The organism is Siphonobacter curvatus (assembly GCF_002943425.1).
Taxonomy (GTDB): Bacteria; Bacteroidota; Bacteroidia; order Cytophagales; family Spirosomataceae; genus Siphonobacter; species Siphonobacter curvatus.
Genome location: NZ_PTRA01000005.1, coordinates 341,337 through 355,422, shown reverse-complemented (window position 1 = coordinate 355,422; position 14,086 = coordinate 341,337). Strand labels below are relative to the sequence as shown.

Genomic DNA, 14,086 nt, shown 5'->3' with positions numbered 1-14,086 from the left:
ATGTTAAAGACTTCCCGTGATAAGTAATAATTTGATGTGGCTCTGTTTAACCGTAGCCTGTGCCCTGATGAGGGTAAATCTTGCATTGAGTAAGACATTTTCGGCTTCCAGTAGGTCGGTTAGCAACGATTCCTGGTTTAGGTAACTATTTCTGATTACCCTCACGCTTTCGACGCTCTGGGCGATACTCGTTTCTGCCGTCGCTACACTTTCTAAGGCTTGTTTCAATTGCAAATAGGCATCTTTAACCTTACTGATTAACTCATCCTTTTTTAGTTCTGACTTTTCTTTTTCCTGCTCATACAGGTTATGGGCATGGGCCATAGAATGCCTGCTTTTGTAGAGATTATCCAGAGAAAATGACGTTCGGAGCCCAGTCTGTCCAAATCCCCACAGGTTGTTTGAATAGGGATAAAAAGAAATCTGGGGATACGTGTAGTTGTAATTGGAGAATAAAGAAATTTTAGGCAGCTGACTGGCTTTCACCTGTTTAAGATTTAGCTCTCCTAGCTTGACATCACTTTGAACGATTTTGTATTCGGGGGATTGATGAAGGGCGATGGTAAGGTAATCTGAATAGTCAAATTCCCTTAACGTATCCAATAACACTGGTTCCTGATAGGGGATTTCCAGCCTTTCTTCGCCGTCACGCCCCATCAATAGGTTCAGCCGTTGTTTAGCAAGCTCAATTTTTTTCTCTAGGTCTGCCTGACTAAGCTTCAGTTGAGAGAGTTTAACCGATGTTCTCAATACGTCGCTTTTCAGTACTACACCATTCCGGCTAAGATTTTCTATCGTGCTTAGTTGCTTTTTCTCCGTTGCTATTTCAGCCTCAATGAAATCCTTAAAATGCAAGAAGGTATACAAATCATAGTAGGCAGCTACCAAGGCATATTTGACGTTATTTTTCTGGAAATCGAAGTCAAGTTGATTTTGTCTTTGTTCCTCTTGCTTTATTTCTACAGCCCTTCTATTTCTTCCTCCATGATAAAGATCAACGTTCAAACTATAGCCTACACCATAGCCGTACTTAGATATAGGCACATCCTGAGGCGTAGAAAACAACCCATTCTCGTAAAGAAGAAATGTAGAATTGAGTTTAAGATCTCCCGTAACGAAGAGTTCCGGCAAGTACTTGTCTCGGGCTTCTAAAACACGGATGTCGCTTTCTTGACGTCTTAAGGAAGCCAGTTTGAGTTGTTTATTGCTGGCTGCGGCAATAGTCCAGATTTTTTCAAGCGTTAATACGGATGCATGGTCGGAGATCTGGGCTTCAAGTGCTGGAGATGCTAGTATAACTAGCATTCCTACTATCATTAATGATCGGACTTGCATGATCTTATCGATTTTCTTTACCAGAGTTAATCTCTGAATCGTTACATTTTCTCCAATAGTCTTTTAATACTAACCTTATTGCACTGATACTGGCAAGTAAGCTCCAGGGCATGAAGAAGGGATGTATTAATCCTGCGTACCAATAAAACTGGGCAGTATTCCAGTCGCATTCCCACAGCTTTTGCTGATCATTTTCTGGTTCAAGTCGATGGAGAAGAGTATAAACTGGCTTCGTAGTGGTCATGGGTGCATTATTAGAATTGTTCTAAAACATTTATGCAAATGTAGGAGAGCGATAAGACCACTATTTTGTATAATTGGCCTATATTTTGTTGATTTTGGCCAGATGAGATTTCTAACCGACTTAAGCAGAAGTGTTGACCAGTACCCCAATTCTATAGTGGTCATGCGTCAACAGGTAGAGCAGCAGCTACCAAGGCACCAACACACGAAGGGACAGCTTTTATTAGTGCTGGGCGGAATCGCTTATCTGCAAACCCAGGAGAAGGATTTATACATTCCTTCTAATCATTACGTATGGATTCCTAGTCACTATTCACACAATTTGATGTTTAGTGCCCAGGATGTGTACATCATTAACCTCTATTTCCCTAGCGAAGAGGATCGTGGGTTTTATAATGATCTTGGTATATATCCCGTAAGTGGCCTCTTATTTGAGATGCTGGCATTTAGCGAAAAATTGCAAGGCGATTTTTATTCCGGTTCTTGGGAGTATGAGTTTTTAAACACGTTAAAAAATCTCCTAGCCAAAGAAAACCTTAAGAAGTTTCTGATTCAGCTTCCAACGACGGAGGATATACGTTTAAATGCTATTACAAAAGATTTGCGAAACCGATTAAGTGAACCCGTTTCGTTAGAAGCTATTGCCGAAAAATTTGGCCTTAGCGTAAGAAGTTTAACTCGTTTATTCCGGAATGGCTTGCGTATATCCTTTACTCAATACGTCAAAATGCTGCGAATTATTCGTGCCATGGAGCTGTTGAAGGATACAGGTCTTACCATTACCGAAATAGCCTATGAGGTAGGCTATTCAAATATTTCAGCGTTTAGTAATACGTTTTCTCAACTGACCAATATGCGACCTACAGAATTCAGGTCTATGCCCTAATGATCAATTGACTACTGGTTTTAGCGAATGCATCCCGATAGAGCTGATCCCGTCAAGCTTAACCCAGGTAGATTTTGACGAAGAAAGCAGCCGTGATCAAAAAGTTAAAGACGATAATTCCGGTTCGCAACTTTTCAGGATCTAATCGTTTCGTATAAAGAGCCCCCCAGTAGCCGCCTGCCGAAGTAGCCACGAGCATGATACTGGTTGGCAGCCAGTATACTTTACCTGCCATAATAAACAGTAGAACGGCAATAGCGTTAGCAATGCTTACAAACAAGGTTTTATTGGCATTAATGACTTTGATGTCTGACAGGCCGAATAAGGACCACACTGCCATCATCATAATTCCGACCGCCCCGCCAAAGTAGCCACCGTAGATACCTAGTAGAAACTGACCCAATAAAACGACTACCGCACTAATGTGAACGCGGGCTCGTAACCAGTTACCCGTTTGTCGGCCAAAGGCAAACGCTAACGAGCCGATTAGCAGTAACCAAGGTACTACCTGATTGAAATTATTAGCTGGCGTATATAGTAGCAGTAAGGCCCCGCTACACCCGCCTAAAAAGGTCAACAGGATCATGGCCAGCATCGAAACCCCGGGGAAGGGACGGATGTATTCTTTGAATTTCCAGGCACTGGTTAAGCTACCCGGAAATAAGGCTACGGTACTGGAAGCATTGGCCTGAATAGGCGGTACACCCACGTAGATGAAGGCAGGAAAGGTAATAAAGGAGCCGCCGCCTGCCGCCGCATTAATGGCCCCCGCTACAAGACCGACAACAAACAGAAGCAGATAGTCACTCATCGTTTCAATAGGTTAGGTTGTGCGGAAAAATCATTGGATACCCCGAAAGTACAAACGGGGAGCTAATGGAGGAAAAGAAAAACGCTGATAACCTTTTATAAACAGACCATTTACGAAAAGTTTTAGAGCTTCTTGTAATGATTTTATCTCAAGCGGCAGGGTAAGTCAGGCAAGCATAGGCTAAGACCGAGGGATGAAAAAGTGTTTGGTACTAGGGAGTAATAAGGGCTAATCTACCTACTGACTCGTTTCTCAAAGTAGGTTCCAGCTATCCCTTTGAGAATTTCCTTCCATTCGGTAAAACGACAGATAAGTAGCCAGAATATTAGTAAAAAAGAGTTGATGAATCTACTTAGGTAAAGCAGTCCTATAACGAAGGGACAATTGAACATTAGAACAATTCATTTGACGATTTGTAGCAGGCTTTTGCCTTTCAACTATCCTACATTTGTATCGATATAATTATATTAATTATTGATTACATGCAGATTTACTGAGTAATGATCTGCCGCGAATGCTTAACCAGTATTAGCAAAGTAAGCTAAACCAAACTCAAACGACCTAATATACTACTAAGCCGCTGTTACGTGACGGAATCAAAGCCTTAGGGCAGCAGCCATTACGAGAAGTACCCTACACGTTACCGTAAAATCCTTTACCTGTAATCCAACCATTCAGTTTGGAGAGCTTATATGATTTGTCAGGATGGGCCCATCCTGGCGTGGGCATGGTATGTCTAATTTTTAACAAGCGTATGGGCCCATAGAGTGAAGGGTCCTTAACAGGTTAACCTCTGAGTCCTAGCAATTACTTACAATAAACCATCTATGAAAAAACAATTACTTAATCTGGTAAGATCGGTTATCTTACTAGTCTTGACAGTCGTGCTTTATCCAACTAGTCACGCCCAAACGAGAATAGCCACCGTAAAAGTGAACAAAGACCAGAAGTATCAGAAGATTACGGGCTTCGGGGGCTTTGTCAATAGTCCTCAATTTGGTTACAACCACATGGATGAGGCTGAAATACGCAAAATGTGGGGAGCAGGCAGCGAAGCGGGCTACAATATCATGCGGATTTATATACCGATTGGCAAAGATAACTGGCCACAATCGCTGGCAACGGCCCAACTCGCTCAATCCCTGAACATTAAAATCTTTGCTTCGCCCTGGTCGATGCCAGCGGAGTGGAAAACCTACAATACCATTGCTTCCCGCTATCAGGATGCAAACGGAGTCTGGCAACCGGTGTACCTGAAGCCGGAGCATTACGCCGACTACGCCAATTATCTTAATGACTATGTTACGTATCTGCGGGAAAATGGCGTGACGTTGGAAGCTATATCGCTACAGAATGAGCCTGATTATCAGGTGGATTATGCCGGATGTATCTGGACGCCCGATCAGATGACCACCTTCCTTAAAAGTTATAGAAGTGTGATCAAGTGCAAAGTCCTTGCACCCGAGACGGTAGGCATCACGAATAATTACGCCAGTGCTTTCGCCAATGCAGAGGTGTTGCCGCACTTTGATATCTTCGCTGGTCACCAGTACGGGGGGATTCAGTCAGGTCTGCTTAATGTACAGGCTCAGGGAAAAGAGGTTTGGATGACAGAGTATCTCATTAACTGGAACACCAACGGAGTCTCCCGGGATTTCAACTGGTCCATTGACGGCTTTTCGTTTGCTAATGACTTAAATCAGGCCCTGCTTTCCAACGTCAATGCCTGGATTCATTATGCAACCAAGCGGTATTACGGACCGCTGGGCGATGGACTCTTTGGTACGACGGCCGGGGTAATGACCAAACGAGGCAATATTCTTTCGCATTACGCCAAGTATGTGACCGGTTCTACCCGCATTCAAAACAGCTGGAATGATAACACGAGTGAGTTGAGAGGGTCTTCTTACTTATCCGAAACGGGTGATAAAATCGTGGTAGTGGTCATCAACCCGTCTTCGAATACGTATAATCTATCGGTGGATTTACCCTTTCTTTCCAACGAGGGCAAAGCCATCAGTACGACTCAGACGGAAAGTATGGTTGAAAGCAACGTGGATTTTCTCCAGGAAACCAATCGGCCCAAGGTGGCCATCAAAGCCTCCAGTGTAACTACACTCGTTTTTACCAAGAGCGGAGATTTCGAACCCTCTCAAATGACCAGTGAGGTGGTGAATTACGAGAAACTCGACAATAAAACCCCAACCTCGCAAGCCTTTGGTACCGGATATAAGCTTAGTGGCAAGACCTTTACGTTCCTGAATTCATCCCCGTTGTTTAGTAACAATACCAACGCTACTAATGGGTATTTGCCCCTGGGAGATAAGTTTAATCGGTTGGTATTTCAGGTGGAAAGCCTTTCCTCCAGCTTTAACTATTCTTCAAGTAATACTACGCTTTATTACGTAAACAAGCAGGGAGTCGTAAATTCCAAAAATTACGGCAGCATTGTTTTTGACAAAAGAAACGATTTCAACTGGGTGCTGAATATTTCCGAGGATGTACTGACCGATGGTTGTAGGGGTATCATTGGGATTACTAGTGCTAACGCAACCTCCCGTCTGACCTTCAAATTCAAAGACGTATACGTGGCCTTGGGTACTGAGCGGGGCTACAAGTTCTCGGGCGTGTACAGTGCAGCAGATAGTTACTTGATGGATTGCCTGGATGACATTACGTACACGTCGCTTGACTTTACGAATGTTACCAACATACCGGCTCAAACTGAATGGCACGCGGCAGCGGCTAATAAGAATGGTCTGTATTACGTGCAAACCAGTACCGTCAGTGACAAAACCAACGTAATCAACGGACAAAGTTGTACGAAACTTGAACTCATCGAGGGAGGAGGCGATTTCTATGCTCCTCAAAGCTTTACTGCGGTTTCGGCAACGTTCCGTACTACGCTAGGTGGGCTAAAAATGTTCGTTCTACCGTTTGAAGCTAGTATCCCGAGTGGTGTCAAGGCGTATACACTCGAATATGCTGATTCGAAAGTAATCGGGAGAGTGATAACTACTGGAAAAATTCCTGCGAATACCCCCGTCTTGGTGAGTGGAAGCGGAGCTTATGTATTTGAAGGAGCAGGATTAATTGCTTCTTCCAAGCAACAGTTTACTACTCCATCGCCCAACCATAACGAACAAAAGCTAGCCCTTGCGGTAGAGGCAGGAATAACTACGGGCATATACGTCGGAGTCCCGATTCCATTGGGCAGCTATTACCTGATCAATACCAATGGCGTGGCATCATTCAGCCGGGTTACCAGTGCTTCTCAACCAGCCATCCAATCCTTTAATGCGTACCTGACTCCTGGTTTGCCGACTACGGCAGCAAGTTTAGAGCTGGAATTGATCGATCAGCCCCTGCCCGTTAGTCTGGGAAGATTTACGGCCAAATCGGTTGAGGATGGTGTACAACTCGATTGGATTACTTATGCTGAAAAGAATAACCTTGGCTTCGATGTACAAAGAAGTGAAAATGGAAAAACGTTCGAAACCATTGGCTTTGTCACTGGAAACGGCACAAGCGTAACCGAGCATCAGTATCGCATGACGGACGCTTCGCCCTGGACCGGTACCCGTTATTACCGACTCAAGCAACTGGATCTGGACGGAGCCTATCAGTATTCTCCCATGCGAGCGGTGCAAAAGGAAACGCTGATTTCCTTACGCGTGTATCCTAATCCGGTAAAGGATTTGCTGACCATTGATTTTAATGGTAATAAGTTAACCGGATCATTGGTCATTATCGACGCCGTAGGCCGAACCGTTTTTCAGTCCCAATTAGATCAGGCCGAACAAAAGGTAATTGACGTATCAAAACTAGCTCCGGGTATGTATCACTACCACACGGATCAGTTCAAAGGAAAGTTCATAAAATAAATACTGACTTAATATTTTTTTAAAGGAAGGAGTGGCTTTCTATGCCTAGAAATTCACTCCTTTTCTTATAAAATAGATTACGTATTAGTTACAAAATTAGATAGTCAAAATAGAACAGTAATTGAATTCGCTTAAACTATTTTTTAAAGGAAGACATTCATGATTTTTTATCTCATCGTTTAAAAGGATTCTACATACGTTACGGTTAAAAACTAAACACAACTTCAGTAGCTAGATGAGAAATTAGCATAGAGCGATTGGGTTTTCTCTAAAGCTGGGGAGCTGAACCTACCAGCAATGAAAGCGTCTCTTCGAATTAATTTTCCAGCCGATGCCGCCGGGGCAGAGGTTGCACGGACAGATAACCGCTTGAAAAGGGGCTTGTAGAGGCAAATGATACCGTATCATCCAATTTTATCACCTATTTTTTATGAAATTTAGCCCTTTTGAACATTTGTAGCATTTATTTTCACAAATCTTCTCCTACTAAACTTCCGGATAGAACTACATTTGTTTCAATGATTAGTTAAAAAATATATCAGAAAAGTTATGAAGTAATTCCTGCATTTCATGGGAGTACTCTTCGTAAAAAATAAATTGTCATTTTGACAAATAATGCCAAAAATCCTTTTAACTGTCTTTTATGAATGGTTAGAGGAGAGGATTATAACCGTCAATTTTTTATTAAATAGATCGTACATACTCAGTAGCGTATATATGAGTTCGTGCGATTTTTAACCCATGCGTTTTGTCAACTTAACCCTGTATTTCTATGAAATAGTCCTGCATACCTTACTCATCAAAAAAGATAGCTACGCAATTTTTGTTGGTTGCCCGCTCCATTTGACCACGCTACAGGAACATTCTCCTGAGGAGAATGGTGAGGGAGACTTTGCTCTTTTAAGCTGATGTGAACTAATTAAAATCGTAAACACTATGCATCATTTTTCTACAATTCATAATGCCCGCAGCTGGAATATAAAAGCCCTGGTGCTGCGAGTATTATTGATGGTCTTACTGGCTCAGGTCAGTATGGCTGAACCTATCAAACCCACTCATTTCGGTATTAGTGCGAAGGTGGTTCCTTCGCGTAAGCATGCCGTAGATAAAGAAATTAGAGGTCGTATTACGGGAGATACCGGAGAGGGGTTACCCGGGGTGAACATCCTGATCAAAGGAACGACCCGCGGTACGACTACCGATCAGGACGGTAATTATAGGCTGACGCTTCGGGACGGCGATACGGCCCTGATTTTTTCATTGGTTGGTTACGCTACCAAAGAAGTAGCCGTTGGTTCACAGACGGTCGTAGATGTGATACTGTCGAACGACGATAAGGTATTAAATGAAGTCGTAGTAGTAGGGTACGGTACTCAGCGTCAGGAAGCGGTAACCGGTTCGGTGGTTTCAGTGACCGGCAACGTCATGCGAGAAGTACCGGCGGCCAACTTAACGCAGGCCCTGCAGGGACGGGTAGTAGGGGTGGAGATTTCACAAACCTCAACTAAACCCGGGGCCGCGATGGAAATTCTGATTCGTGGTCAGCGGTCCCTCCGGGCGGATAACGCCCCTTTGATCGTACTGGACGGTATTCCTTTTTCGGGATCGATCACGGATATCAACGCGAACAATATCAAAAGCATTGATATTCTTAAGGATGCTTCGGCAACGGCTATTTACGGTTCTCGCGGAGCCAACGGGGTTATTTTGATCACGACCAATACCGGCAAACGCGGACAGAAAGCTACGTTCTCCTACAGTGGATTCCACGGCCCCAAAACCGTTTTCGCGAAATATCCGATGATGAATGGTCCGGAGTTTGCCGCTCTGCGGGCCGCGAGTCTTCAGCGATTCCAAAACACGATTGATGAATCCAATGATGTAAATACGGATTGGCAGGATAAAGTATACCGTACCGGACTCATGTCTAGCCACGATATCAATGTGTCAGGAGGTACTGAAAAGGGAAGTTATTCCTTCGGGCTGGGTTACTACCGGGAAAATGCCGTAGTTCCCCTGCAGGATTTCTCACGTTACTCGCTTCAGGCTTCGATCACTCAGGATATTAACAAGCATTTCCGGATTGGTTTTTCAACCAATTCTAACTTTACGGTCAGTAATGGGAACAATAGCCCGGCCGTAGGAATGGCCCTGGGACGATCGCCGATTGCTAATCCGTATAATGCGGATGGTACCATGAAAACCCTGATTCAGGAGCAAACATCGGGTCCCCAGTGGGTGCCTTCACTCGAACGCTTCAACTCGTTAGGTGACAGCTATATTGACCAGACTCGGGCGTATGGTTCGTACAATACGGTGTTCGCAGAAGTACAGATTCCTGGGGTTACGGGACTGAAATACCGAGCTAACCTGGGTTTGAACTACCGTCAGAGTACGAGCGGTAACTACACGGGCGAGGGTGTTTTCAGTGGTAACCCACTCAACGAATCTACGGCGGGTATTGGCAATTCGCATACCCTTAACTGGGCGATTGAAAACCTGTTGACCTACGATCGCAAATTCGGAAAACACGAGATTAATGCGGTAGGCTTGTACTCCGCTCAGCAGAACACGTTCAATTCCTCGTCCATTGGAGCTCGAGATATTCCTTCCGATGCCTTCCAGTTTTATAACCTGGGCCGGGCCGACGGAGTGATCACGGTAAACCCTGCTAACCAGGGCTATAACCAATGGGGATTATTATCCTACATGGGACGCGTCATGTACTCCTTCGATGATCGTTACATGCTGAGTGTAACGTTCCGGGCCGATGGTTCCTCTCGTTTGGCCAAAGGACACCAGTGGAATGCATATCCCGCTATCTCTGCCGGATGGAATATCTCCAAGGAGCAATTCATGGCTGGCGTTACGAAAATCAACCAGTTGAAACTTCGGGTTGGTTACGGTCAAACGTCCAATCAGGCTGTAAACCCCTACGAAACGCTGGGATTACTAGCTACTCGGCCCTACAACTTTGGGCCTTCTGAATACGCTACGGGTTTCTACGTATCCAATGCTCCAAACCCCCGCTTGGGCTGGGAGTTCTCTAATACGATCAACCTGGGTCTGGATTTCAAGGCGTTCAATAACCGCCTGTCCGGTACGATTGAACTGTACGAGCAGCAGACCAAAAATGTACTCTTGGGCGTGGGCTTACCCCCAACCTCAGGCGTAGGCGGTTACACGGCTAACATCGGTCAGACGCAGAATAAAGGTTTTGAATTCAATTTGAACGGTACGGTCCTGGAAAATGTGAATGGCTGGACCTGGGATGTTGGATTTAACATCTATGCCAACCGTAACAAGCTGGTTTCACTGGCTTCCGGACAACAACGGGATGAAGGAAACTGGTGGTTTGTGGGCCATCCGATCAACGTCATCTACGATTACGAGAAAATTGGACTTTGGCAGGAAAACGATCAATTCCGTAACATCTACGAGCCGGGTGGTAACGCGGGGATGATTCGCGTGAAATACACGGGCGATTATAATTCGGATGGAGCACCCACCCGGGCCATCAATGCGACCGATCGCCAGATCCTGAATATGCAGCCCAATTTCCAGGGTGGTTTCAATACCCGCGTTGCCTACAAAGGATTTGATCTGAACATCGTGGGCGTATTCAAAAATGGCGGCTTGCTCAACAGTACGCTGTACGGTTCATCAGGTTACCTGAATAATCTGAATTCCCGGGCCGGAAACAACGTACGCGTTGATTACTGGACGCCGGAAAACACGGCAGCCAAGTATCCCGCTCCAGGTGGCATCGGCGGTGATAACCCGAAATATGGTAGCACGTTGGGTTATTTTGACGCCTCTTTCCTGAAGATTCGTACCATGACGCTGGGTTACAATGTGAACAGCAAAGTACTGGGACGCGTAGGAATGAATACCCTCCGCCTCTACTTCACGGCACAAAATCCATTTGTCATGTTCTCGCCGTATAACCGCGAGTCGGGAATGGATCCAGAAACCAACTCCTATGGTAACGAAAACGCCGCAGTTCCTTTGTCTTCGGCACTCAGACGTATTCTGACCATCGGCACCAACACGCCGTCCACCAGAAACTATATCGTAGGTGTCAATCTGACTTTCTAAAAAACTTACTATGAAACGTTTACGTATAAAGAACCTGAAAACAGTAGCGGCCTTAACGCTGTTGTTATCGAGCTGCACCAAGATCTTAGATGAGAAACCCCGGGCCATTTACACGCCTGATTACTTCAAGACCGAAAAAGGGGTATACGGCGGGTTAACGGGTATGTATGCTCACTTGCGTTGGATTTTTGGAAATGCCTACTTCTATAATTCCTGCATGACCGGTACCGATGAGGCTACCTGGGGTGCCAGCGGCGGCGGAAGCGGCTTTCAAACGCACGATCTTTCGGGTACGCAGTTAATCACGCCCCAGGCGAGTGATGCCAGCAACATCTGGTACAATGCCTTTCCAAACATCAATACGGCCAATGGGGTGATTGAAAACGCGACAGCCGTAGGTATTTCAGAAGCATTAATCGCGGAAGCCCGGTTTTTCAGAGCGTTTGATTACTTCATGCTGGTGCAAACCTTCGGCGGCGTACCGCTCGATCTGGGCTCTGGTGAATTAGCATTCAACATCTCGACGCTGCGCACTTCCAAACGTAATACCGTACCCGAGGTATATACCAAAGTAATCTTCCCGGATCTGGTAAAAGCAGTAAACGATCTGCCGGCAACTGGCCGAGTAGTTGGAGGTGTAACGAAAACGGTGGCGAGCCTGTACCTGTCCAAAGCTTATTTGACGTACGGTTGGTGGTTGCAGAACCCCAATAATATTCCAACGTATCCGGCAACCAGCCGTACGGATCCGGATGGTCACGATGCTCAGTGGTATTTCCAGAAAGCCTACGACGTAGCAACGCAAGCCATTGCTAATCCAGGACCTTTCCGACTGCAGGATACGTATTATGACGTAAACCTGGGCTCAAACGATCGGAACAGTGAAATTCTTCTGTATGCTGACCATACCGAAACGAGTGAACTTTATAATGGCTCCAGCCTGTCGTACGCTGGGGGTGGTGACGCGGATAACTTCGCCAGCTGGATGCTAACCTGGAATTATACCAGCATCACCAGTTCAAAAACCAACTGGAGTTCTCCCAGTACGGTCAATTCAGTACAGCGGGAGGCGGTTCAGTCGTTGGGTCGTCCCTGGGTACGGATGGCTCCGCCGCATGAAGTATTTAACAAGACGTTTGCGGATAAAACCAACGACTCCCGTTACGATGGTACGTTCACCACGGCTTACCGGGGTAACTGGCCCAGAGCTGGGGTTACCAATGAGTTCCTGTACAACGCGAACAATTTGCAGGTTCGTCCCGGCGATGCTATCCTGACCTTCCTGGACCAGGATCCTGGTACACCCATCGATTACTCGAATTCGGTGTACAAAAGTAGCGTGGGTGTGGGCGTATTGCCCGGTCGGGCTGATTACGTAGTTGGCCCCAGTGGTATCAGTCGTCTGGTGTACCCTGGACTTTGGAAGCTGGGTCCGTACCGTACCGACAACGGTACCGGATTAGGCCAGCCCAATGCGGCCAGCACGCGTCCGTTCAATATTGCTAAGTTCTCAGAACTCTATTTCGTTGCGGCAGAAGCGGCAGTAAAAGGAGCGACGACACAAGCCGGAAAAACGGCACGGGATCTCATCAATGTGATCCGGGCCCGGGCGGGTAAATGGCGTTGGAGCAATCAGGGCAATGTGGCTAAAGTAGTTGACAACAGTGCAGCCATGATTGCGGCTACCCCCGCGGCGATTGATATGAACTATATTTTGGCCGAGCGTTCGAGAGAGTACTACGGCGAAGGTTACCGCTGGTATGATCTGGTACGGACGCAGAGCTGGAAAGAAGTTGCGGCGACCTACACGATTTGTGGCCCTAACGTAGGCGATCACACGCCCGCTAAATACACCCGAAAAATCGAAAATTATCACTTCCTGAGACCTATTCCTCAAGGACAGCTCGATAACATGGATATGCCGGCTGCTGATAAAGCGGCCTACCAGAATCCCGGTTATTTATAAGCTTAGGTTTCAATCCACAAAAGCTCGTCTGTAGGGACGGAACGAAGAAGGAGGGGTATCCCTCTTTCTTCGTTTACAAGCATTTAATCCTCAAATTCATTAATTTGCTCATTAGTAGTGGTGAACGTATGAAAACATATTACTCCTTGGTTATGCTGTGGTTTTCTCTGTGTACTACAGCCTGGGCTCAAAACGCTGATAACGTACTAACTCAGCAAGAACGCTTAGAGGGTTGGAAATTACTTTGGGACGGTAAAACGACAAACGGCTGGAAAAGCTCTGGCTCCGAGGCCTTTCCAACGAAGGGCTGGAACGTAGAAGAGGGGGTACTGAAAGTACTCAAGGACGGAAAAGGCGGTGATATTATCACGACCAAAACCTACAAAAACTTTATTCTCAAGGTTGATTTTAAACTAACTAAAGGAGCCAATAGTGGCATCAAGTATTTTGTCACTCGGGGTGGTATTGGCTGTGAATATCAGATACTTGATGACATCAGACATCCCGACGCGAAGGCCGGGGTAGCCGGTAACCGGACCCTGGGTTCGTTATACGACCTGATTGCGGCCCCCGCTACCAAACCGTACCGTCCGCAGGAATTTAATACGGCGATGATTGTGGTACAGGGCAATCACGTCGAACATTGGCTGAACGGGGTCAAAATCATTGAGTACGAGCGTAATAATCAAATGTGGCGAGCATTGGTCAATTACAGCAAATATAAAGGATTCCCTGATTTCGGGGATGCCGCTCAGGGACACCTGTTGTTGCAAGATCACGGCGATGAGGTCTGGTTCAAAAATATCAAGATACTGGAGAAATAAAAGAAATAGTGTTTTGATGAATGCTGCTTAATCTGGACG

Annotated in this window: 7 protein-coding genes; 5 read left to right on the top strand and 2 right to left on the bottom strand. The window is 45.8% G+C overall.

Translation table 11 applies throughout. The features are described from left to right. Window positions 1-3 precede the first annotated feature (3 nt). On the bottom strand, window positions 4-1,335 hold the full coding sequence (locus tag C5O19_RS21550) for a TolC family protein (RefSeq protein WP_207766502.1): 1,332 nt from the start codon (window positions 1,333-1,335) through the stop codon (window positions 4-6). Window positions 1,336-1,741: 406 nt separating this feature from the next. Here C5O19_RS21550 and C5O19_RS21545 point away from each other — a divergent pair, with 406 nt between their 5' ends. Further along, window positions 1,742-2,464 carry a helix-turn-helix domain-containing protein gene (locus C5O19_RS21545; RefSeq protein ID WP_207766500.1) on the top strand — a complete coding sequence of 241 codons (723 nt, stop codon included), beginning with the start codon at window positions 1,742-1,744 and terminating at the stop codon, window positions 2,462-2,464. Between the two features lie 58 nt (window positions 2,465-2,522). Here the strand turns inward: C5O19_RS21545 and C5O19_RS21540 are convergent, their stop codons facing one another. After that, window positions 2,523-3,275, bottom strand: coding sequence for a sulfite exporter TauE/SafE family protein (locus tag C5O19_RS21540; protein ID WP_104715439.1), 753 nt, complete (start codon window positions 3,273-3,275; stop codon window positions 2,523-2,525). Window positions 3,276-4,102: 827 nt separating this feature from the next. Here C5O19_RS21540 and C5O19_RS21535 point away from each other — a divergent pair. The 4 genes from C5O19_RS21535 (at window position 4,103) to C5O19_RS21520 (ending at window position 14,047) form a co-directional block, all read left to right on the top strand. Next, window positions 4,103-7,159, top strand: a complete 3,057-nt coding sequence (locus C5O19_RS21535; protein ID WP_104715438.1) for a T9SS type A sorting domain-containing protein — start codon at window positions 4,103-4,105, stop codon at window positions 7,157-7,159. Window positions 7,160-8,095: 936 nt separating this feature from the next. Then, on the top strand, window positions 8,096-11,257 hold the full coding sequence (locus tag C5O19_RS21530; RefSeq protein ID WP_243406471.1) for a SusC/RagA family TonB-linked outer membrane protein: 3,162 nt from the start codon (window positions 8,096-8,098) through the stop codon (window positions 11,255-11,257). 10 nt (window positions 11,258-11,267) lie between these two features. Next, on the top strand, window positions 11,268-13,223 hold the full coding sequence (locus tag C5O19_RS21525; protein ID WP_104715437.1) for a RagB/SusD family nutrient uptake outer membrane protein: 1,956 nt from the start codon (window positions 11,268-11,270) through the stop codon (window positions 13,221-13,223). Between the two features lie 128 nt (window positions 13,224-13,351). Further along, window positions 13,352-14,047, top strand: coding sequence for a 3-keto-disaccharide hydrolase (locus tag C5O19_RS21520; RefSeq protein WP_104715436.1), 696 nt, complete (start codon window positions 13,352-13,354; stop codon window positions 14,045-14,047). Window positions 14,048-14,086 lie beyond the last annotated feature (39 nt).